This is a genomic window from Pseudomonas furukawaii (genome assembly GCF_002355475.1).
GTDB lineage: Bacteria > Pseudomonadota > Gammaproteobacteria > Pseudomonadales > Pseudomonadaceae > Metapseudomonas > Metapseudomonas furukawaii.
Window position 1 is genome coordinate 3,375,029 of the sequence record NZ_AP014862.1, and the last position, 23,630, is coordinate 3,398,658.

Annotated in this window: 12 protein-coding genes; 4 read left to right on the forward strand and 8 right to left on the reverse strand. The window is 67.1% G+C overall.

All coding sequences use genetic code 11. The features are described from left to right. The first annotated feature begins 77 nt into the window (after positions 1–77). The gene (locus tag KF707C_RS15745) at positions 78–1,343 is read left to right on the forward strand and encodes an OprD family porin (RefSeq protein ID WP_096368038.1); all 1,266 of its coding nucleotides are present in this window, start codon (positions 78–80) and stop codon (positions 1,341–1,343) included. 57 nt (positions 1,344–1,400) lie between these two features. On the opposite strand, the gene yjiA is transcribed toward KF707C_RS15745, so the two are convergent. From yjiA to KF707C_RS15760, 3 genes are all read right to left on the reverse strand, one after another. Then, positions 1,401–2,375, reverse strand: coding sequence for a GTPase (gene yjiA / locus KF707C_RS15750; RefSeq protein ID WP_003448784.1), 975 nt, complete (start codon positions 2,373–2,375; stop codon positions 1,401–1,403). Positions 2,376–2,583: 208 nt separating this feature from the next. Next, a complete protein-coding gene (locus KF707C_RS15755; RefSeq protein ID WP_003448783.1) occupies positions 2,584–2,787 on the reverse strand; it encodes a YbdD/YjiX family protein in 204 nt (67 codons plus the stop codon). Between the two features lie 13 nt (positions 2,788–2,800). Beyond that, a complete protein-coding gene (locus KF707C_RS15760; protein ID WP_003448781.1) occupies positions 2,801–4,858 on the reverse strand; it encodes a carbon starvation CstA family protein in 2,058 nt (685 codons plus the stop codon). Between the two features lie 240 nt (positions 4,859–5,098). Here KF707C_RS15760 and KF707C_RS15765 point away from each other — a divergent pair, with 240 nt between their 5' ends. Further along, on the forward strand, positions 5,099–5,440 hold the full coding sequence (locus tag KF707C_RS15765; RefSeq protein WP_256586797.1) for a peptidylprolyl isomerase: 342 nt from the start codon (positions 5,099–5,101) through the stop codon (positions 5,438–5,440). A 95-nt stretch (positions 5,441–5,535) separates the two neighbouring features. Here KF707C_RS15765 and KF707C_RS15770 read toward each other — a convergent pair whose 3' ends face one another. Continuing rightward, positions 5,536–5,928: a hypothetical protein gene (locus tag KF707C_RS15770; RefSeq protein WP_003448771.1), complete on the reverse strand. Its 393-nt coding sequence runs from the start codon at positions 5,926–5,928 to the stop codon at positions 5,536–5,538. 987 nt (positions 5,929–6,915) lie between these two features. Here KF707C_RS15770 and KF707C_RS15775 point away from each other — a divergent pair. Beyond that, positions 6,916–7,203 (forward strand): hypothetical protein, encoded by a 288-nt coding sequence (locus KF707C_RS15775; RefSeq protein ID WP_003448770.1) that lies wholly within the window; start codon positions 6,916–6,918, stop codon positions 7,201–7,203. Continuing rightward, positions 7,200–7,769, forward strand: a complete 570-nt coding sequence (locus tag KF707C_RS15780; protein WP_003448769.1) for a hypothetical protein — start codon at positions 7,200–7,202, stop codon at positions 7,767–7,769. The genes KF707C_RS15775 and KF707C_RS15780 overlap by 4 nt, the downstream gene beginning before the upstream one ends. 26 nt (positions 7,770–7,795) lie before the next feature. Here the strand turns inward: KF707C_RS15780 and KF707C_RS15785 are convergent, their stop codons facing one another. The 4 genes from KF707C_RS15785 to KF707C_RS15800 all read right to left on the reverse strand — a co-directional run bounded on the left by KF707C_RS15785 (position 7,796) and on the right by KF707C_RS15800 (position 23,398). Continuing rightward, entirely contained in the window at positions 7,796–8,695 is a 900-nt protein-coding gene (locus tag KF707C_RS15785) for a DUF2950 domain-containing protein (protein ID WP_003448768.1), read from the reverse strand. 12 nt (positions 8,696–8,707) lie between these two features. Further along, positions 8,708–10,090: a DUF3300 domain-containing protein gene (locus KF707C_RS15790; protein WP_003448767.1), complete on the reverse strand. Its 1,383-nt coding sequence runs from the start codon at positions 10,088–10,090 to the stop codon at positions 8,708–8,710. A gap of 327 nt (positions 10,091–10,417) precedes the next feature. After that, the gene (locus tag KF707C_RS15795; RefSeq protein WP_003448765.1) at positions 10,418–11,914 is read right to left on the reverse strand and encodes a TolC family protein; all 1,497 of its coding nucleotides are present in this window, start codon (positions 11,912–11,914) and stop codon (positions 10,418–10,420) included. 51 nt (positions 11,915–11,965) lie between these two features. Next, positions 11,966–23,398 (reverse strand): Ig-like domain-containing protein, encoded by an 11,433-nt coding sequence (locus KF707C_RS15800; protein WP_096368039.1) that lies wholly within the window; start codon positions 23,396–23,398, stop codon positions 11,966–11,968. Between the last annotated feature and the right edge of the window lie 232 nt (positions 23,399–23,630).

Sequence of the window (23,630 nt, forward strand, 5' to 3'; positions counted from 1 at the left end):
CGTGAATAGTTGCGCGGCTGCGCCGGGACCTCTCGGCGACCGGCACACCCGCCTCCACAATAACAAGAGATACGAACATGCTTCGTCATACCCGTCTCTATTCTTCCCTGCTTCTTGCCACCGGCACCGCCTTCGGCGTCGCCACTCCCGTCCACGCCGACTTCATCAAGGACAGCAAAGCCAGCCTGGAACTGCGCAACTTCTACTTCAACCGCGACTTCCGCCAGGACAACGCCCCCCAGGCCAAGGCCGAGGAATGGGCCCAGGGCTTCCTCCTGCGCTATGAATCCGGCTACACCGAGGGCACCGTTGGCGTGGGTGTGGACGCCATCGGCCTGCTCGGCGTGAAACTGGACTCCAGCCCCGACCGCTCCGGCACCGCCCTGCTCAAGCGCGACCGCGAAACCGGCCGGGCCCAGGACGAGTACGGCGAAGTCGGCCTCACCGCCAAGCTCCGCGCCTCCAAGAGCGTGCTGAAGGTGGGCACCCTGCTGCCCAAGCTGCCGGTGGTCCAGTACAACGACTCGCGCCTGCTGCCGCAGACCTTCCAGGGCGGCCACCTGAATTCCATGGAGATCGACGGCCTGACCTTCGACGGCGGCCAGCTCAAGCAGGTCAACCAGCGCGACTCCTCCGACTACGAGGACATGACCCTCACCACCGGCGCCGCCCGCGCCATCACCGTCAGGTCCGGCACCACCAGCGACGCCTTCAACTTCGGCGGCGCCAGCTACAAGTGGAACGACAGCCTTACCACCGGCTACCACTACGGCGAGCTGGACGACCTCTACAAGCAGCACGTCCTCAGCGCCGTGCATCTGCTGCCCCTGGGCGACAAGCAGTCCCTGAAGAGCGATATCCGCTACGCCCGCTCCACCGACGACGGCGCCAGCAACGTCGACAACAAGGCCTTCGGCGCCCTGTTCACCTACGCCCTCGGCGGCCACGCCTTCGGCCTCGGCTACCAGGCCATGAGCGGCGACACCGGCTTCGCCTACATCAACGGCACCGACCCCTTCCTGGTGAACTACGTGCAGATCGGCGACTTCGCCAACAAGGACGAGAAATCCTGGCAGGCCCGCTACGACTTCAACTTCGCCAGCGTCGGCATCCCCGGCCTGACCTTCATGACCCGCTACCTCACCGGCGACAACGTCGACCGCGGCGCGGCGGCTTCCGAGGGCAAGGAGTGGGAACGCAACATGGACATCGCCTACGTCTTCCAGGAAGGCCCGCTGAAGAACTTCGGCGTCAAATGGCGCAACGCCACCGTGCGCTCCAACTTCGGCAGCGACATCGACGAGAACCGCCTGATCCTCAGCTACGTGCTGCCGCTCTGGTAAACCCCGCTCCAACGAAGAAACCCGCCTTCCGGCGGGTTTCTTCTTGGTGGCGCGGACTCACACCTGTGCCGCTTCGAACCCCGCGCGGATCGCCTCCTCCGGCAACTGGTCGCCGATGAAGACCATCACGCTTTCACGGGCCTCATGGGGCTGCCACTCGCTGTCCCAATCGAAGCCGTACAGCCGCAGCACCCCCTGGAACACCAGGCGGCGCGACTCGCCCTCGACGCAGAGCACACCCTTGTAACGCAACAGCGAGTTGCCATGGCTCTCCAGCAACCCCTCCATGAAGGCGCTGAGGCGTTCCATGTCCAGCGCGCGGTCGCTTTTCAGCACCAGGGTACCGATGCGGTCCGGCGTGCCGGCGGGCTTCAGCGGGCGCAGGGTCATGGCCGGCGCCACGTCGGCGTTGAGGTTGAAGCCACGCACGTCCAGCAATTCGGACAGGTCGATGCGGCCGTGGTCCACCACCCGCACCGGCGCGCGACGGTTGATCCGCGACAGCCGCTCGCTCAGGGCCTCGAACTGCACGTCGTCCACCAGGTCGCGCTTGCTCACCAGCAGGCGGTCGGCGAAGCCCACCTGGGCCTGGGCGATGGTTTCCTGCAGGTGACGCTCGGCGTTGGCGGCATCCACCAGGGTGATGATCCCGTCCAGCACATAACGCTGGCAGAGCTCCTCATCGGCGAAGAAGGTCTGGGCCACCGGTGCCGGATCGGCCAGGCCCGTGCACTCGATCACCAGGCGGTCGAAGGCCAGCTCGCCGGCATCCAGCCGTTCCAGCAGCAGGAACAGGGCCTTCTCCAGCTCGACATGGATGGAGCAGCAGACGCAACCGTTGGCCAGGGTCATCACCTGCACCGGCTCATCGCCCAGCAACTGGCCGTCGATGGGGGTCTCGCTGAACTCGTTTTCGATCACCGCGATCTTCAGGCCGTGCTCGGCCTTGAGGATGTGTTTCAGCAGCGTCGTCTTGCCGGCGCCGAGAAAGCCCGTGAGCACGGTGACGGGAATGGGGAGATGGGCAGACATCGGGGGTAATCCTCGGTTCGACAATGGCCGCGCTTTGAATGCCGGGCCATTCGTAGGGTGGACCACGCTTCATCGGTCCACCGGCGGGGTTCAGCCAGGCCACGAACGGTGGACATGAACAGCGATGTCCACCCTACAGGGGCATGGCGGCAGGCGAAAACCGGAGCGCCACGACAGGCGTGGCGCTCAGGTTAACGCATCGAGGGCTTCAGCAGCAGCGGATAGGCCGCCCCTTGCCCCCGCCGTAGCGGGCGTCCTGCCGCTCGCGGAAGAACGCCTCGTAGGTCATCACCGGCTGGTCCGGATGCTTGTTGCGCATGTGCTCGACGTAGGTGTCGTAGTCGGGCATGCCCACCAGCATTCGCGCGGCCTGCCCCAGGTACTTACCCATGCGACTCAGGTCATTGAACATGCGCGCGTGCTCCTCAGGCGTCCGGGATCGGCTGGAACGGCGTTTCCTTGTCGGTACGCTCGGACCGGGTCCAGGCGGCACGACCCACCTTGATGGCGTAGAACAGGATGCTCAGCACCACGAAGAGGAAGAGCACGGTCAGCGCGGCGTTGGTGTAGGCGTTGAAGATCACGTGCTGCATCTGCCCCATGTCCTTGGCCGGAGCCAGGATCTGGCCGGCGGCGGCGGCGTCGCTGTACTTCTTCGCCAGGGCCAGGAAGCCCACGGCCGGGTTCGGATCGAGCAGCTTGATCAGGCCCGCGGTGGTGGTGCAGATCAGCAGCCACGTGGCCGGCACCAGGGTCACCCAGACATAGCGCTGGCGTTTCATGCGGATCAGCACCACGCAACCCAGCATCAGGGCGATGCCCGCCAGCATCTGGTTGGAGATGCCGAACAGCGGCCACAGGGTGTTGATGCCGCCCAGCGGATCGATCACGCCCTGGTACAGCAGCCAGCCCCACAGGGCCACGCAGCCGGCGGTGGCGATGACGTTGGCGGTCCAGGATTCGGTCTTCTTCAGGGCCGGAACGAAGTTGCCCAGCAGGTCCTGCAGCATGAAGCGACCGGCACGGGTGCCCGCGTCCACGGCGGTGAGGATGAACAGCGCCTCGAAGAGGATCGCGAAGTGGTACCAGAAGGCCATGGTGTTCTCACCCGGCAGCACCTGGTGGAGGATCTGCGCGATACCCACGGCCAGGGTCGGCGCACCGCCGGCACGGGCCAGGATGCTGTGCTCGCCGATGTCGACGGCAGTCTGCTGCAGCACTTCCGGCGTCACGGCGAAGCCCCAGCTGCTGATGGTGGCGGCGACGGTGTTGACGTCGGAACCCACCAGCGCAGCCGGGCTGTTCATGGCGAAGTACACGCCCGGCTCGATCACCGAGGCGGCCACCATGGCCATGATGGCCACGAAGGATTCCATCAGCATGCCGCCGTAACCGATGTAGCGGGCGTGGGTTTCGTTGGCCAGCAGCTTGGGCGTGGTGCCGGAGCTGATCAGCGCATGGAAGCCGGACACGGCGCCGCAGGCGATGGTGATGAACAGGAAGGGGAACAGCGTGCCCTTCCACACCGGGCCGGTGCCGTCGGTGAACTGGGTCAGGGCCGGCATCTTCAGCTCGGGCGCGAGCACCAGGATGCCGATGGCCAGGCCGAGGATGGTGCCGATCTTGAGGAAGGTGGAGAGGTAGTCGCGGGGCGCCAGGATCAGCCACACCGGCAGTACCGCGGCCACGAAGCCGTAGCCGATCAGCATCCAGGTGATCTGCACACCGGTGAAGGTGAATGCCGGGCCCCAGACGGGGTCAGCCGCCACCAGCCCGCCGAGCCAGATCGAGGCCAGCAGCAGTATCACGCCGATGATGGAAATCTCGCCGATGCGGCCGGGGCGGATGTAGCGCATGTAGACGCCCATGAACACTGCGATCGGGATGGTGGCCATCACCGTGAACATGCCCCAGGGGCTCTCGGCCAGGGCCTTAACCACGATCAGGGCCAGCACCGCGAGGATGATGATCATGATCAGGAAGCATCCGAACAGCGCGATGGTGCCGGGGATCCGGCCCATCTCTTCGCGGACCATGTCACCCAGCGAACGGCCATTACGGCGGGTCGAGAGGAACAGCACCATGAAGTCCTGTACCGCACCGGCCAGCACCACGCCGGCGATCAGCCAGAGGGTACCGGGCAGGTAGCCCATCTGTGCGGCGAGCACCGGGCCCACCAGCGGGCCGGCGCCGGCGATGGCGGCGAAGTGATGGCCGAAAAGGATGTGCTTGTTGGTCGGGACGTAGTCCAGGCCGTCGTTATTGAGGACCGCCGGGGTCGCTCGGGAGGCGTCCAGCTGCATCACCTTGGTGGCGATGAACAGGCTGTAGTAACGGTAGGCAACGAGGTAGATCGCGGTTGCAGCAGTAACGATCCAGAGGGCGTTGATGGCCTCGCCCCGGCGCAGCGCTATGGTACCGAGCGCGAATGCGCCCAGCAGGGCAACGGCGAACCAGGCAATTCGGGTAGCCAATTGGGTCATGAATGGTCTCCTGCCGCTGGGATGACCTGCGGCGGCTTTTGTTGTTGTTTATGCCCGGATAAGGGCAGCCGACACTATCGGCGCCCCGCGTCCGCGGAAACATTCGCACTACTACGCGCGACGCCTACGTATTACTACGCAGGCGAGCCATGCCTCCCGTCATCCCTCTCCCCGCCCTCTCCCGGCAGGCGAGCGGACGGCCAGGGGCCGTGCCCGGAAGCGCCGCCCTGACGAAGCACCTTGAATCGCGCGTCATTTCCGCTAGGCTCTGCCCCCTCAAAACCCGAGGAGTACCCCACCATGGCCCGAGCCACTGCCCGCCACATCCTGGTTTCCAGCGAAGCCAAGTGCAATGAACTGAAAGCCGCCATCGAAGCCGGCGCCGACTTCGCCGAAGTCGCCAAGCAGCACTCCACCTGTCCCTCCAGCCGCGACGGCGGCAACCTCGGCTCCTTTGGCCGTGGCCAGATGGTCAAGGAATTCGACACCGTGGTATTCAGCGCGCCGCTGAACGTCGTACAGGGTCCGGTGAAGACCCAGTTCGGCTACCACCTGCTGGAAGTCACCAGCCGCCAGGACTGACGGCCTCGAACGCCGCCTGAGCGCACAGCGTTCGCACACGCAAAGACGCCGCTGTCCTTCAACAGGACAGCGGCGTCTTCTTGTTTCCGCTCCGCTCAGTAATCCCGCAGATCCGTCCCGATGAAGATGCCCAGTCGCGGGTCGTAGTACTGGATCACGATCCGGGGACTGCTGTAACGCCGGTAATAGTAGGGTTGCGGGCCTACGACTATGCCCCCGTAGTACCTGGGGCTAACGATGAAGCGCGGGCGGTGGCTGTAGTAATGATGGTGCCGGTAGTAGGGCTTGTAGCCGTGGCGGTTCCCGTAGTAACCGTAGCCATGTCGCGGACCGCGGTAGTGACGAGCGCCGTGCTTGCCATGGCCGCCACCATCCCTGGCCAGCACCATCTGGCCTGAGAGGTCGGTGGGCGTCCAGGGTTGCTGGGCGAAGGCCTGGCCGCCAGCGACTGCCGCCAGCAGGAGGATGACGAGCTTGAGGATACCCATGGCGAGCCCTCCTGAATGGTCCCCCCTGGTGTTTCCCCCGCTTCACCAGTATAGGTTTTGACCGGCTCGCCCCCGGATCATTGCGTAACCTTGTGTCGGCCGAGAGGCGCTTGCCGACAGCCGGCTACCGCCATCTCCTACAACTTCGCCTGCACACAAATTACTCCTATTCCCACGGCTATCTCGCCTTGTGAGCCTACAAAGCCAGCCGATAGAGTCCATCCCCGTCACGGGCCACATCGCTGGCGAGAGGGGAAAATGCCGCTCCTTCCCACCCGCCTCGACGTGCCCTTGCCGGGGCAGGTTCTGCATGGCCTGCCCCGGCACCTGTGACGGCAGGTCGTGCAGGAAGGCCCCCGGGCCTATCCGGTTACACGTCACCGGAGCCCCGAGCTTGCACGGCCTGCCACCCTTCCCCCAGGAGCGCCCGCTCCGATCCCGACACCAGCACCGCCACGCCCTTCCCCGAACATCGCCGAGCCGCTGCCCGCTGCCTCCCCAGCGGATCGCCAGGCATTGGCCAAGCCCGAAGCTGAAGGCCGGCGCCCTGACCACGCGAGCCTGATTCCTACAGATATTCCTGTAATCCAATACGACTGGCCGACACAGAAATGCCCGACACGCCATTAGCCTTGAGCGCCTACGAATGCCCTGGCTAGAGTCCGGCCCGTCACGGTCAATCCCGTGACCGGGTGTAGGAACCCGTAATCCCAACCAAGACGCGGCTACGGCATGGCCGCTGGAACAGGGTTTCCTGTCCAGCACTTCATGGCGGGCCGTGTGAGGAGGCCTTCTGGCCTGCCCGGTCCTTGGTTGACGGGTTCCTACCCTTGCACGGCCCTGCCACCCAACCCGTAGGAAGGCTGGAAGCAGGACACAAACGCCCAACCAAGGTGCTTGCCATGGATAGCCAATTCCCACCTTTCACCCACGCGCCCCTCCGTGCCCATTTCGGCCTGTGCCCAATGGTCGTCCAGGAGGTGCGCCATGCATGAACTCAAGGCGTTTCCCTTCCCCACCCAGCCCTTCCAGGACGTGCTCTTCTTCAACGCACGGGCCTGCCCGACGCACCTGTTCGAAACCGCGCAGCAGCGTCTTAACGCGGTCTGCGACCTGCTTGAAATACTGGAAATGAACGAAGGCTCGACGCCCTTGAACCGTGAATCGGCGCGGCTGTCGTCCGCCATCGGGTTACTGCTGGGCGACGCGCGCGCCCTCTACGAGGCCGCGTTCGACGGCGTGCGCAGTCACCCCGTCGCGAAGGCGGAGCCGTGACCCGCGCCACCCGTTTTCCCCGGCTCGGGGATTTCAGCGAGCGGGTGCAGGAGGTGAACGCCAGTTCGCCTCCTGGAGACCTTCGCGAACTGGGCCGCTTCCGCCTGGCGCAGGCCAACCTGCTTCTCGACAGCCTCTGCGCCGCGTTGACACCCGAGAGTCGCACGGCGGGCGAACGCTGCCTGAAGCGAGTGCAGGATCTGCTGCTGGACGCCTACCTGATGCTCGCCCTGGCGGACCAGGCCAGCCGCGACGATCAGGCCCTGCTCAAGGCCCTGCTCAAGGCCCTGCTCAAGGCCCTGCAAGGGCCCGAAGGGACCGGCCTGCCCGCCACAGAGCGGTGCCGCGCGCTGCCCCTGGCGGGCTGGCAACTGCGCCACCGGGACGACGTAGCGGATGGCATGGCGGCAGCGGAGCTAAGCCTCGCCCTGGGCGCAGCCGCCTCACCCTGGACGGCGCTGGCGGAGGGCCGGGCACGCAAGCGCGGAGATCGCGCCAGATCGGCCTTCGAGCTGGGATTCCTGATGCACCTCTACCAGCGATTGATGCATGCCGGCGCGGCCTGACGACAACCTCCGGCCGGCCTTCGACGTCACTGCTGCGCGGTCACCCGCCTGACCCGCACCTCGGTCCAGCTGCTGTCCGGGTCGAAGCGGGTCATGGCCTTGGCGATCGCTTCGCTCTCAGGTCCGAGGTCCTTCTGAAAGATCTGGCCTTCATGGCTGATCATGAAGCTCATCACCCCGCTGTCGCCGTACTGCGCCGGCCAGGCGACCAGGGCGAACCCACGGCTCATGGCATTGCCCAGCCGGTAGTCGTAAGCGCCTCCGGGCGCCGACGGCCCCTGGGCGGTGAGGATGCGAAAGTGGTAGCCGTGCCAGTCATCCCCCTGGACCTCGTCGCCGAACAGCGGGCCAAGGGGGCTTTCGTCGGTGCCATCCTCGTCCGGCCAGTAGAGGCCATCGTGCAGGCCGTCGCTGCTGATGAACCGCTGGGCGTACTCCAGGACGCCGTCGCCGTTGCGATCGACTTCCGCGTAGTCCATCTGGGCATCGTGGTACGCCTCGGCAGCCTGGATGGCGGACAGTTCGTTGCGGCCGATGCGCCGCAGGCGGATTTCCTCGCTGGCGGCACGGGCGTCGAAATACCAGCCGTCCCCGTCCCGCACCAGGGGAATGGGCAGGGTCCAGGGGTCGTTGCCCACCACTAGATGGGCACGTTCGCCGACGGTCTCGAACTGATGCCGCTGGCGGTAGAAGGTGAGGAAGGCCTCCACGTCCCGCCGCTCGATGCCCTCGGTGGGGATGAAGTCCTGCCAGTCGTCGCCAAGGAGCGCGGCGAGCTTGTCGGCATCGGCCTTCTCGGTGCCCAGGGCATCGACAAAGGCGGTGGCGGCGGCGTCCGGTGTGGCGAAACGTGCCACCTCCGCCTGGGCGAGCAGGCTGGAGCCCGCGAGCCACAGCGCCAGAAACACGCGATAGGCAACCTTCATGTCCGATCTCCTTCAGCGCCGCCGGGCGCCGCCACGGGCTGGGGCATGGGCGGGCCGCTGCACCTGCCGACCGGCGGACGCCTTTTGGGAACGGGAGGACGACTGCCGACTGGCCTCGCCCCGGTTGATGGATTGCCGCGTCACGGAGGGCTGGCGTGCTCCGGCGAAGGCATTGTTGCGCGGCCCCTGCCTGGCCGTTTGCTGCTGGCGGGCCTGCTGCCTCAGTTGCTGGTTGTTCTGTGCCCGGGGGCGTTGCTGGGAGGTGCTGCGCATCTCCCGGTCAGCCGCCTGGGCCCGCTCCCGAGCCTGCCGGTTGCTGGTGGCGGGAGCCTGGACACCCCGTTTCTCAAGGCTCTGCCGGGCCTTCTGGCGCTCCGCCGTGCGTTGGGCGTCGTAACCCCGCAGGGATTCGCGCTGCTCTCCCCCGGACAGGCGCAAGCCGTTCTGCTGGCGATTGAAGTTGTCGCGATAGGGAACGCCGTCACGATGGATGGGGTTGTGCACGAATTTTCTCTGGCTGGCGTCGATACGCCGATTGACGTTGATGTTGTTGTAGCGGTTGACGTCGATGTCGATGTCTCCCCGCCCCCAGTCGCAGTCGCCCCAGAGCGAATCGATGATGGCAACGCCGGCGCCGAAGGCCAGCCCCGCCGCCAGGGCGGTGCCGATGTAGTAGCCGGGCGGTGGCGGGTAGTAGACCGGCGGATAGGAGGGATAGGCCCAGGTGCCGTAGACCGTCGTGGGGTTGTAGCTGGGCACGTAGACCACCTGGGGATCGGCGGGCTCGATGATGATGGTCTGGCTGCTGGACGCCGGCTGCACGAAGGTGGTGGTCGAGCTGGCCGGCGCCGCCTCCACGCTGACCTTCTGCTGCTCGTTGGACTCCAGGTTGCCGGCGGCCTGCGCCTGGCGTCTCAGCCGCTGCACGGCATCCATCACCGCATCCGGCTGGGCCAGGAAGGCATCGCCCATGCGCTGCACCCAGGCCGGGTCCTGGCCGAGGGTGGCGAGCACCGCCGGGAAAGCCACCAGGGATTGCACGCTGGGGTCCCAGGGCTGGTCGGCGACCTGTTTCACCGCCGCGTCGCCTTCGGCGTCCGGATGAGCCTTGGACCAGGCCGCCGCATCGGCCACGTCGCCCGGATAGGTGGCAGCCATCAGGACCTGGGCCAGCAGCGAGTCCGGGTAGAGGGCGACGGGCGCCATCATCTGGTCCAGTTCCTCGGTCCTGAAGACAGCCTCACTGGCCTTGGGCGGCGCGGGGGCCGCGGCAACGCCCGCCGTGGGGGACGCGTCACCTTCGGCGGCGGAAATCCCGGCGTCGGTGGCGCCCAGGACAGGGTTTCCGGCAAGCAGGAACAGCAGCGCCGCTGTAAATCGGTTGCGAATGAACATGGTGGTCTCCCGCAAGGTGGGGATTGTCCCTGAGCCCGGCAAGGGCCTGCGCCCTGACACTGCCGTTGAGAAACCATAGCCCAGGGAACGGCCCTGCAGGAGCCGGCTTGCCGGCGAACTCGTGGGCGACCTTCGCGGGCAGGCGGATCGACACGGGCGGCGCGACCCTGTAGGAGCCGGCTCGCCGGCGAAGACGGTGCAAACCTTCGCGGGCAAGCCCGCTCCTACCCTAGATCGGTGCCGAGCGAAGCCCTGTAGGAGCCGGCTCGCCGGCGAAGACCGTGCAGACCTTCGCGGGCAAGCCCGCTCCTACCGGGGCGGTGCCGGCTACTTCAGCGCACCGACATCACCGCTGGCCCAGCGAGACTCGCTGGTTTCCAGGGCGCTGGCGATGGTGGCCAGCTGGTCATCCGGAAGGCTTGCCGGCAGCGGGTCGAGACCGGCGCTGACGAACAGCTGGGCATAGGCGTTGCGCAGCTCGGCGTAGGACAGGTCACGCTTGAGCTGGGCCTGCAAGGTGTTCAACTCGCCCTGGATCAGGTCCAGCTCGCCAATGCTCTGGGTGCTGTAGCGGTTGCGCAGTTGCTCGGCGATCTGGCCATCCAGACTGGCCAGCTCCTGGCTGGTCTGGAACTGACGCTGGGCCTCGTTGTAGTTCGCCCGGGCCACGTAGAGCTGCGCCAGGATCGCCATGGAAATCGCCTGGCGCCGAGCCGCCGCCACCGACTCACCCGCCTTGGCCACGTCGATCGCCGCCGGCGCCGAGAGCACGTTGAACAGGTTCCAGGTCACCTTCACGCCATAGTCGGCCCAGCTCTGGTTCACCAGGAAGCTGTTGCTGTCATAGTGGCCGCCGGCGCTGAATTCCAGGCCCGGCAGCAGCCGCAGCATGGCCTTGCGGGTTTCCGCCGCGCTGATGCGCGCCTGGTAGTCCTGCTCCTTCAGCTCCGGCCGGCTGGCCAGGGCCTCCTCCTCCAGGCGATTGAAATCCACCTTCAACTCCGGCACCTGGTAGCTGTCATCGGCGACCAGGGTGAAGTCGGTGTTCAGCGGCAGGTTGATCAGGGCCGCCAGTTCGGTCTTGGCCAGGGACAGGGCGCGGCGCTGCTCCTCCAACTGGCGGGTCGCCTCGATCAGCGCGCGCTGGTAACCCAGGGCCTGCACCGGGTCGCCGATACGCTGCTGGGTCATGCGCTCGCTGTTGTTGCGGGCGTCGTCGACGCGGGCCATCAGGCCGTCGATCTGCTTCAGCAGGCGGTCGGCGGCCACAGCGCGCCAGTAGGCCGAGCGCACGTCCTGGATGATGGTGTGGACCACCTTGCGGCGGCGCTCCTGGACGATCAGGCGCTGGTCGGCCTGCTGCTTGGCGCTGACGTAGCTGACACCGAAGTCCAGCACGTTCCAGACCATGGTCAGGTCCGCCACGCCACGGTCGCGGTCCTGGGAGGTGGAGGGTTCCAGGGACTGGGTGTTGGTCAGCACGCTCTGGCTGCTGGACGCGCTGACGTTGCTGCGACCGGCATACCCCGCCTCCATGGCGATGCGCGGCAGCATGTCGAAGCTCGCCAGGTCCACCTGGCGCTTGGCCAGGGCTTCCTCCATCACCTTGAGGCGCGCCTCCAGGTTGTACTTGACGGCCCGGGCCATGGCGTCGTGCAAGGTCAGCGGGCCGCTCAGCGGCTCCTGGTCCTTGAACATGGTCGCCAGGTCCCGCTGGGCCCGTTGCTCACTGACGCTGCGGTCGATGGGCTGGCTGGTCACCGCACAACCGGTAACCGCCAGCGCCAGCATGCTGATGGTGAAGAACTTCGCTGCTTTGCTCATCCTTGGGCCGCCCCCTGGTACGGCACTTCTGATCATTCTTGTACTCGTCGATCACGCCTGCGGCGCGTTGTCCGGAATCTGCCCCAGCGCCCAGGCCAGGTCCCTCACCTGGCGTTGCTCGCTCTCGCGAATCTCCTGCAGCTGCTGCCCCAGCGTCGGCGCACCGAAGATGCCCTGCAGGCCCTGGCCACTCCCCCCGGAGTTGCGCCATTGCAGCTGGATCTCGCCCGACTCCTGGGGCATTTCCTTGTTGAACAGTCCCGACAGGCTGCTGGTGCCGAAGACACCGGCATCGCCGCCACCGAAACCGAGGAAGCCCGAACCACTGCCATCGCCACCACCGCTGTCGCCGCTGGCGAACACCTGGGCGATGAAGCTGGGCGCCAGTGCGCCGTTGTTGATGAAGATGCTGCCCAGGGTCGGGATACCGCTGCCCAGGGTCGGCACCTCGAACAGCGGCGGCGGCAGCAGCGGCGAGGTGAAAGGTGGTGGCGGCGGCGACGGCAGCGTGGACTCCGTCGGCACATTGGGTTCCGGCGGCGGCACCACCGGCGGGTTGCTGCGGAACTCCGGATCGCCATCGCTCTGGGCCAGGCTGTAGCTCTGCCCCACCAGGCCGGCGACCAGGCCGTTGCCCGCCATATCGCTGACACCGGTGCCGCTGCCGTTGAGCGCCAGGGCCAGCCTGCCGCTGCCGGCCACGCCGGTAATGGTGATCTGGTAGGTGCGGCCATCGACCTGCACCAGGCTGCCCAGGCTGCCCGTGGCGTTGCCGGTGGTCACCAGGCTGAAGTCGGAGAGGTCGACGCCGCTCACGTCCTCGCTGAAGGTCAGGGTATAGCGCACGCTGCCGGCATTGGTGGGCGACGGGTCCAGGGTGATGATCGCGGTCGGGGCTGGCGCCGTGGTGTCCACCACCACGCCTGCGGTACTGCCGACGTTGTTCAGGGCCAGGTTCATGGCGTTGCCGGCGGCGTCCCGCAGGCTGCCGCCGTTGGCGACCAGGCCGGTGACGGCGATGCCGTCGGCGTCGTTCAGGCCCGCCTGCACGCTGTACTGGAACACCAGGGTAGCGGTGCCGGAACCGGCCACGTAGTCGGCGAACACCGTGGTGCCGCCGATGTCCAGGGCCAGGCGCGGAGTGCCGTTGACCAGCACCGCCTCGCTGGCGTTGACCACGAAGGTCAGGGTGTCGCCGGCGTTGTAGGGCACGCCCACCGGCACGCCGACGCTGGTGACGGTCGGCGCACGGGTGTCGATGGCGTAGAGGTTGGACGCCGTGCTGCCGGTGCCGGTGTTGCCCGCTGCGTCCTGCACCCCGGCGTTGTTCAGGGTGATGAGATTGCTGGTATCGGCGATGCCCGCCGTCGGCGTCAGGGTCGCGGTCCAGGTCATACCGCCGTCGGTGGACGACAGGTTGCTCAGCACCCCGTTCTCCACGCTGAAGTCCGCCAGGTCCAGCCCGCTCACCACCTCGCTGAAGGTGATGGTGACGCTGCTGGTTTCACCAGCGGACAGGGCGTTGTCCGCAACCTGGATGGTGGCGGTCGGACGCACGCCATCGATGGCGTAGAGGTTGGACGCCGTGCTGCCGATGCCGATGTTGCCCGCTGCATCCTGCACCCCGGCGTTGGTCAGGGTGATGAGATTGCTGGTATCGGCGATGCCCGCCGTCGGCGTCAGGGTCGCGGTCCAGGTCATGCCGCCGTCGGTGGACGACAGGTTGCTCAGCACCCCGTTCTCCACGCTGAAGTCCGCCAGGTCCAGCCCGCTCACCGCCTCGCTGAAGGTGATGGTGACGCTGCTGGTCTCGCCGATGGACAGGCTCGGATCGGCCACCAGGATGGTGGCGGTGGGAGCCTGGGTGTCGACGATCACGCCGCTGGTGTTGCCGACGTTGTTCAAGGCCAGGTTCATGGCGTTGCCGGTGGCATCCTGCAGGCTGCCGCCGTTGGCGACCAGGCCGGTGACGGCGATGCCGTCGGCGTCGTTCAGGCCCGCCTGCACGCTGTACTGGAACACCAGGGTCGTGGTGCCGGAGCCGGCCACGTAGTCGGCGAACACCGTGGTGCCGCCGATGTCCAGGGCCAGGCGCGGAGTGCCGTTGACCAGCACCACTTCGCTGGCATTGACCACGAAGGTCAGGGTGTCGCCGGCGTTGTAGGGCACGCCCACCGGCACGCCGACGCTGGTGACACCGGGTGCGACGCCGTCGATGACGATGTCGTGCTGCCCGGCGATGGAGTCGGCACCGGCGGTGGCCGGCAGGGTCAGGATCGCGTCGCTGCTGGAGGCATTGCGGATGCTGCCGCCGTTCAGGGACAGGGCCCCGGAGGACTGGTAGTCGAGGTCGGCGCTGACATCGCCGGCCTGCACGATATAGCGGAAGGTCAGGGAATTGCTGCCGGAGCCGGAGAGGTACACCGCATTGCGATCCACCAGACCGGTTTCCAGCAGCAAGGCCGGTACACCGCCCGTGGTGTCGACGATCACCGACTGGTCGAAGGTGAGGGTGATGTCGATGACATCGCCCACCTTGTAGGCGCCATCCGGGTTGGTCACGGCGATACCGGTGATCACCGGGTTGATCGGGTCGACGGTGATTGCCAGGGTGTCGCTGTCCAGCTGCGCCCCGCCACTGCCGGCATTGCCCAGGTCGCTGGTGCTGAGCTGGATGGAGGCCGAACCATTGAAGCCGGCGGTGGGGGTGAACTGCAGGCCGTCGAGGGCGGCGTTGATGTCCGCCAGGGAGCCGGTGAACACCAGGACGCCGTCGGCGACACCGTCACCAGTGATGAAGCTGAGGCCGCTCTGGCTGCCCAGGGTGATCAGGCCATTGCTGGCGGTCAGGCTGACCTGCAGGTTGCCGGCGCCCGCGTCCACATCGGCGATGCTGATGAGGTTGCCGTTGCCGGCATTGAACACCAGGCTGCCGTCCTGGGCGACGTGCTGGCCCGCCGGCAGGCTGTTCACCGGCGCATCGTTCACCGCAGTCACCGCCAGGGTGACGCTGGCGTTGTCGCTCAGCGCCCCGCCGCTGCCGATGTTGCCACCGTCGTTGATGCCGACGCCGAGGGTGACGTTGCCGTTGGCGTTGGCGCCACCGGTGAAGCTCAGGCCGTTGGCGGCGATGAAGGCGTTGATGTCGGCGACGGTGCCCGTGAGGGTCAGGCTGGCGCTGCCCGAGCCGGCCACGGTGACACCGGAACCGCTGAAGGCACTGAGGGTGCCGCCGGTGACGCTGAAGCTCGCGATCACGCTGCCGCTGCCCGCATCCACATCGCTGAAGGAGATGCCGGTGAGCGCCTGGGAGAGGTCCTCGGTGACGGCGATGCTGCCCGGAGCGGTGATGACCGGTGCATCGTTCACCGCCACCACCGCGACACTGGCCGCGATGGCGGTCGTGGCGCTGTCCACGCCGCCGTTGCCGGTGCCACCGCTGTCACGAACACTGGTCAGGGTCAGGGTACGGGTGCCCTCGCTGGGGACCTCGCTACCGTTGCGGTAGGTCATGCCGTCCACCACGCCCTGGGCGGTGGCGGTGGCGAGACCGGCGCTGGTCAGGGTGATGGTGGCGGTGCCGCCCACCAGGCTCACGCTGTAGCCGATGCCATTGACCGAAGTGGTGCCGCTGGCGCCGTTCACCAGGGCGATCTCGGTGCCGTCGATGCTGAGGATCTCGCTGGCGCCATCGATCAGGCCGCTGACGCTGAAGGTCAGCCCCGTGATGCTCTGGCCCGCTTCCACCGTGCCCAGGCTGACGCCGCTGAACAGGTCGACGGCGCTGCCATTCTCGGTGTAGGTGGCATTGCCGCCACTGGCGCTGGCGGTGGGGGCATCGTTCACCGCGACCAGGGAGACCAGGGTACTGCCGCCGGACGTGGCGCCCTGCCCGTCGGCGAAGGTCCAGTCGAGGGTGACGCTGGCCCCCGGATCCTCGGAACCGTTGGCGTAGGTCAGTTGCTGCAGGATCTGGTTCACATCCGCCGTGCCCGGCGTCTGGCCGTTGGCATGGGTGAAGGTCAGGGTCAGCTGGCCGGGAACGGAAGTGTCGAAGCTGCCGATCACCTGGCCATTCTTCACCAGGTTGCCGCCCACCAGGCTGATGCCGTTGCCGTCGAGGAAGCCGAACAGGTCGTCGGCGTCGGCGCCTCCATTGCGCACCAGCACCACCGATGCCCCGTGGTAATCGCCGTTACCACCGTCGAGGGCGTCCAGGTCGGCATCCGACACGCTGGCATCGCCATCGATCACGACGGCCGGACCACCCTCGGTGAAGCTGCCGCCGCCGTCGAGGTTGCCCAGCACCGGTGCGGCGTTGGCCTCCACCGCGCCGATATCCACGGTACCCGCGACCCGGCTGGCGCCATTGGAATCGATGGGCAGCGCTTCGCTGGTGTTGCCGTCGCCGTCCAGGTCGAAGCTGTCCAGCGGCAGGTCGGCATTGCTGCCGGCCTCCAGCAGGGCGCTACCGACCTGAGGCTTGTGGGTCTGGACGGTGCCGCCGTTGTTGAAGGCGAGATTGCCCAGCAGCAGGCTGCCGGTGCCCTGGTTGTTCAGGCTGCCGTTGTTCGTGGTGAGGGTGACGCTGGAACCGAAGTAGCTGTGGGTGGCTGTCTCCACGGTTCCGCTCACATCGTTGGCGCTGCCCCCCGTTGCCAGGGGTGAGCCGGCGGCGCCGGCCGTCGCGCCCGCACCGGCGGTATTGCCCGCCACCAGGGTGTTGACCAGGGTGTCGGTGCCGTTGGCGGAAACGCCACCACCGGTACCCGAGGCCGCGTTGCCGACGATGGTGGTGTTGTAGATCTGGGCGGGGCCCGTGGTGATCCGCAGCCCGCCCCCCTCGGAGCCCGCCCCCAGCGCCGCGTTGCCGCTGATGGTGCTGTTGACTATGGTCAGGCCCGTTCCCGCGTACTGGATACCGCCACCATGGGCGCCGGCGCCGTTGGTGCTGTTGCCGCTGACGGTGCTGTTGAGCAGGTTCAGGGTACCGTTGCCCACGATGCGCAGGCCGCCACCGAAGCTGGTGCTGGTGTTGCCGCTGACCGTGGTGTTGATCAGCGTCAGGGCGACACCGCTACCGTAGATGCCGCCGCCGCCGAGGCCGCTCTCGGTGCTGTCGGTGACGCTGGAATCACGCAGGGTGAGGCTGGAGCCGAAGCCGATGGACAGACCGGCGCCGCCCCCCGATGTCGAGCCCTGGGTCAGGTTCAGGCCCGACAGCTCGACGCCGGAGAGACTGGCGTTGACCTGGAGGACACGGCTGGCGTTGTTGGCCGACAGGGTCACGTCGGCGACGCCGTCGTCATTGAGGTCGCCGTCGATCGTCAGGTTGCTGTAATTGATCAACAGCTGGTTGCCGTTGAGGGTGATGGCGCCGCCCTGGTTGCCGAGGGCACCGGCATCCAGGTCGAAAGTGATGCTGTCGCCAGCACGGGCCCAGTGCAGTGCCTCGCGGATGCTCAAGCCGCCACCATCCGCCTGGTCGGCGGCGAAGCTGGCGCCAGTGGACTCGTCGGCACCGGTGTCGAGGCTGGAGGTCACCACCAGGGTCGCGTTATCCACGGTCACGACGACGCTGTCGCTGTCGCTGTTGCCCGCCCCATCGGTGGTCTGCACCGTGATGGAAACGGCCCCCGCGCTCGACGGCGTGAAGACCAGCCCTTCCAGGGCGGCATTCACCTCGGCGGCGCTGCCTGTGATGGTGACGCTGCCGCTGCCGTTGTTGCTGATGCCGGCGGTACCGCCGGTGGCCGCCGTAAGGGTGCCACTGGCGGCCGAGACCACCACGGTCAGGCTGCCGCCGTCACTCACCGTGATGGCGTTGCCATTGCCGCTGCTGAACACCAGCGGCGTGACGGTGGTGGTGGTTTGCGCGCCCGGCACGGCGTTGACCGGCGCTTCGGTATCCACCTGGAAGTTGGCGGAGTCGCTGGTGCCGCTGCCGGTATTGCCGGCGGCGTCGAGGTAGCCGGTGTTGTCGAGGGTAAGGACGTTGTTGGGATCGGCCACACCCGCGCTCGGGGTGAGGGTCGCGGTCCAGGTGACGCCGCCATCGCTGGAGCTGAAGTTGCTCAGCGCGCCGTTCTGCACGGTGAAATCACCCGCATCCAGCCCGGTCACCGCCTCGCTGAAGACGAGGGTGACGGTGGCGGTTTCGCCGACGCTCAGCACCGTGTCGTCCACATCGATACTGACCAGGGTCGGGCGCAGGGTATCGATCTGGTAGTTGCCGGAACTGGTGCTGCCGGAGCCCGCGTTGCCGGCGACGTCGGTGACACCGGTGTTGTCGAGGCTGATGAGGTTGGTCGTGCTCTCGACACCGGCGCTGGGGGTGAAGGTGGCCGTCCAGACGATGTTGTCCTGGGTGGCCAGGTTGCTCAGGGTGCCATTGGCCACGGTGAAGTCGCCCAGGCCCAGGCCGGTCACGGCCTCGCTGAAGGTGATGGTCACCGTGCTGGTCTCGCCGGCGGCGAGGGCGGAGTCCGCCACCACTATGCTGGCCGTGGGCCGCAGCGTGTCGACGGCGTAGCTGTTGGAATCGGTGGTGCCGGAACCGGCATTGCCGGCCAGGTCGGTGTAGCCGCTGTTGTCCAGCGTGATCAGGTTGCCCGCAGCCTCGACGCCGGCCGCCGGGGTCAGGGTGGCGGTCCAGGTGATGCCGCCGTCGCCGGTGGCCAGGTTGCTCAGGGTGCCGTTGGCCAGGGTGAAGTCACCGATGGCGAGGCCGGTCACCGCCTCGCTGAAGGTGATGGTGACCGTCGTGGTTTCACCCGCCGCCAGGGCGGTGTCGTCCACCTGGATGCTGACCGTGGTGGGTGCAACGGTTTCGACCACGGAGACCGTGATATCGGCGCTGCTCGAGGTGCCGCCATCGCCGTCGTTCAGGGTGACACGCAGGGTGCGATCCGCCTGGTCGATCCCGTTGGTGGCATTGCTGTTGCTGTAGTTCAGGTTGCGAACCAGAGCCTGTACCGCGGCCGCCGTGGCGTTCGCGTTGAGGCTGATCACCAGGTCGGCGCCCGCGCTGCCGCCCGTCCAGGTGCCGATGACGGTGCCCTGGTAGGTGACATCGCTGCCGGAAAGGCCGATCTGCCCCGCTCCCGTTCCCTGGTTGGCTATCCCCAGCACATCCTCCCCGGACACGCCGTTGGCCAGGATGGAGACCGTGACGTTGCCACCGGCGAAATCGGCCGAGTCGCCATCGGTGACCGTGGCGTTGGTGCCGAAGTCCAGCAGGATCGCGCCGCTGCCCTGGGTGAAGGTGACGCTGTCGCCATCGAGATTGCTCACCACCGGCGCGGCATTGATCGGCGCGGTCAGGGTGACGTCGTTGCCCGTGCCGCCCAGATAACTGGCCGTGAGGACGGTGCCATTGCCGCTGGCCGCGACGGTGCCGCCCTCGGCCAGGCCGCTGAAGCTGCCGGTTACCGCATCGGCGACGTCGTTGTCGATGATGCGGTAGCTGTCCCCCTGCCCCGGCGCATAGCCATGGCTCGCGTCCAGGGTTGCGCTGCCAAGGCTCACGGCGCCATTGACCACGACCTGGTCATGGCCGGTGCCGGCCGTGGTGCCATTGATCTCTACCGCCAGGGTGCTGCCGGCGGCCAGGGTCAGGCCGCCATTGATGGTCAGGGTGCCGACGCCGTTGTTCACACCGGCGATGCCGGGCGCCAGGGTGCCGCCACTCTGGACGCTGACGTTGCCGCCCAGGGTGCCGGTGCCCGCAAGGGTGCCGCCGCTGGATACCAGGGTCGCGCCGGCGGTGCTGCCGTTCACCACCAGGGTACCGGCGGAGACCGTGGTGGTGCCGGTGTGGGTCTCGGTGCCGGTCAGGGTCAGGCTGCTGGTGCCGGTCTTGGTCAGGGCGCCGGAACCGCTGATCACGCCGGACAGGGTCAGCGCAGCGGCGGTCTCGACCGTGGAGCCGCTGGACACCGTGAGGTTGTTGTCGAGGGTGGTAGCGGAGGTCGCCACCAGGGTGCCGCCGCCCAGGATCAGGTTACCGCTGCCGAGGTTGGCGTCGCTGGACACCTGGACCCGGCCGCTGGAGAAGGTGGTGGTGCCGCTGTAGCTATTGCTTCCCGACAGCGCCAGTGAGGCGGTCGAGATTGCGCTCAGCGTCAGGTTGCCGGTAGCGCCGCTCTCGCTGATCGTGCCGCTGAGCGTCTGGATGCCGCTGCCGGTCGAGGCTCCCGCGATCAGGGTGGCGTTGCCCAGGAGCACGATATCGTTGGCGAAGGTGCGCCCTTCGCCCGCGACACCGAGCCGCGAGTTGTTGGCGAGGGTGATCTGCCCGCTACCGAAGGTGCCGTTGGTCATGGCCGCGACTATCCCACCGGACGCGGTGGCGATGGCGAGATCGCCGGACAACCCGCTGGCATTGTTCAGGTAGATGGAGTTGCCGCCCGCATTGAGGGCCAGCGCGCCGCTGCCGCTCATTGCGCCAGCGAACGTCAGGATGCTGGAGCCTGTCAGGTAATTGACCGATACAGGCCCGCTTACAACGACCTGCTGGTTGAGGGTGACGGTGCTGGCGGTGTCAACGTTGAAGCTCCCGCCAGCGAGGGTCAGGGTGCCCGCGCCCAGGTGAGTCGCCGCGCCGATGGTCACGGACCCGCTGGTGAGGTTCAGGCCCCAGCCCTGGGCGCTGTTGCCGGTATTGCTCAGGGTCAGGTTGCCCGCGCCGCCCTTCAGCAGTTCGGCGGAGCCGCTGACCAGTCCGGAAAGGGTGACTGCGTTGGCGTTGGTGATGCTGGCATCGCCATTGAGCGCGATGGCGTTGTCGATCGTGCCGGCGCCGCTGATATCCAGCGTGGAGCCGGTGCCCAGGCTCAGGGTGCCGCTGCCCAGGTTGCCATCGCCGGCAATCGACAGGGTGCCGCCCGATACCGTGGTGGTGCCCGTATAGGTGTTGGTGCCGCCAAGGGTCAGGGTGCCGCTGCCCTGCTTGACCAGCGAGCCGGTGCCGGAGATCACGCCGGAGGCGGTGGTGGAGGTGTTGTCGCCTCCCGCGCTCAGGGTGAAGGCGCCCAGCTGGATGCGGGCCGTGGTGCTGTTGCTGGCCAGGCTGCCGACCGTCTGGTCGGACAGCAGGGTCACCACACTGTTGCCGTTGACCCGCAGCGCGCCGCTGCCGGACAGCGAGGCGTCGCCATCCAGCTTGAGCCAACCGAAGTTGCTGGTGATGGTGGGGCCGCTGTAGGTGTTGGTACCCGACAGGGTCAGGGCGAAGGTGGACGCGCCGGTCTGGTTGACGGTCAGGCCGCCCGTACCGCTGATACCGCCGGAGAAGGTGGTGTCGGCGGTCTGGGTGGTGGTCAGGGTGCTGCTGCCGAGGTTGATCGAACCGGCACCGGAAAGGTTGCCGATGGACTCGTTGCCGGACAGCGCCAGGGTGGCTCCGGCGGAGACGCTCACGCTGCTGCTGCCGGAGATGGCGTCACCACCGCTGACCGTCAGGGTGCCGGCCGAAATGCTGGTGGCACCGGAATAGCTGTTGCCGCTGCCGGACAGGGTCAGGTTGCCGGCACCGGCCTTGGTCAGGGCGCCGGTGCCCGCCAGGGTGGTGGCGAGGGTCGCGCTGTCCCCCGAGCCGTTGGTCACGCTGAGGGTCACGCCGCCGCCGAGGGTCAGGGTGCCGCCCGACAGGGTGACGCCGCTGGCGGAGTCCAGGTTCAGGGTCAGGCTTTCGCCCAGGCTGGTGGCCGAGGAGGCCGAGACGGTCTGATTGGCAAGGCTGCCATCGATGATGAGGGTCTGGCTGCCGGTGCCGTCGGCCTGGGCGATGGCGATGGCCTCGCTGAAGCTGACGCCGTTGCTGGCATCGATGGTGGCCGTGTCGGTGGTGTTGGTGACGTAGATGGTGTCGCTGGCCACCGTGACGTTGGCGGTGGCGCTGCCGCCATCGCCGTCGTTCAGCGTGTAGCGGATGTTGGCATCGCCTGCCGGGGTGTCGTTGCGGTAGGTGATGCGCTGGGCGACATCGTTCACCAGGGTGGTGGTCGCGCTGGTGCCGGTGAAGCTGATGGTCAGCACACCGCCGGTGTTGGTGAAGGTGGCGAAGGTGGTGGCGCCGGTTTTCAGTTCGTTGCCACTGACGGTGAAGAGCGCCCCCGAGGTGTCGAAGCCGAAGACGTCGCTGCCCACCGCCGCGCTATCGCGCTGGATCACCAGGCTGGCGCCGGTCCAGTCATTGAGGGCCTCCAGCTCGTCATCGCCCAGGTCGGCGTCGCCACCGGCATCCAGGGCGACGGTACCGCCCACGCCGGCCCAGGCAACCTGACTGCCCAGGTTGGCGATGGTGGGGGCGACATTGGCGGGCGAGGTGGTGAAACTCAGGAAGTCCATGTTCGCGGGCGAACCCTGGAAGGTACCCGTGTCGACGAAACGTATCGTGAAGGACGTGATGTTCAGCAGGCCGGTGTTGATGTCGATGGTCTGATTGGGCTGGTTGCTGATCAGGACGCTGGTGACCTTCGCGGCATAGTTATTGGTGGGGTAGATCTCGAACTGGAAGTCGTTGAAATCGTTGAAGGGCCGGACGCTGATGCTGTCGAGATTGAAGGCGGTACCGGAGATGCTGCTGATGGTGAACTCGACAGAAGGTGAACTGAAGGCGGACGAGTTCACATTCAGGAAGATCGAGTCCGCCGTGGCCTCCAGATCACCCGCCGCCTGGTTATCCGAAAAGCTCCAGTCGTCCGTGCCGTTGTTCAACCAGCTCTGGTTCAGGGAAACCGTGGCCAGCAGGGCGTCGTAGTCCGGCGCGGCATCCCGCCAGAGCGCTGTGGTTTCGAGGCTTCCGACCTGCGCTTCGAGGGACCAGTCCCCGCCCTTGTCCAGGCTTCCGGTGGCGTCGCTGGAGGCCGCCACATCGGCGGCGGTCAGGCTGGCGATCTGCTGGATCAGCGCCTGGCCCGAGCCTTTGGCCACGTCGCAGCCATAGAGCAGGATGTCGCCCTCGGCGGAAAGCGCTTCACCGATGGACGACAGGGCGTCCGCATGTTCCTGGAGGCTGCCCATGTCCAGCACCCCGGTGCCCAGCAGCACCTGGCCTTCCGAACCGTGGCTGATGACGTGGATGGCATCGATGCCGCTGCGGCCATCGAGGTAGTCGGCGATCTGCTGCAGGCCATCCTTGCTCCCGTCCAGCACCACCACCTCGGTTCCGGGTTTCAGGGCGGCGACCAGTTGCTGGTAATCCTTCACGCTGCCGTCGACGAACACCAGTTCCTGGCGCTGGTCGAGGGTGCCACTGGTGGGGGCGGCGGCGAGGCCCTCCTGGGACCCGCTGTCGGCGGCGGGACCGTCCTGGGCGGCGGGGGCATCCGTGGGCTGGCTGGCCGCGGTATCGGCGACGGTGGCGGCCACCGCGCCATCGAACATCATGCGGGGTTCGAGGCTGACTGCGAGGGGGGACCGCACAGCACCGGGCTGATTGATCTTGCGAGCGACAGAGTGCTTCAGCAGATGCCGGAACATGATGACCTCCTCCCTGAGCGACGCCTGGCGAGCACCCTCCGACGGGCGAACGATACGACGACGTACGTTGGCGATTGTTGTTGGCGTGATCGCGCAATAATGCCTGATGGCCATCAACCGTCAATGACTATCGTGACGCAACGGGTCTCAAGCACGACCAATGGGTATCAATACGCCCGAAAGTAATCAGGCGCGCCTTCGGATATCAGCTAAGGTTCTTGGCGGCCCGAAC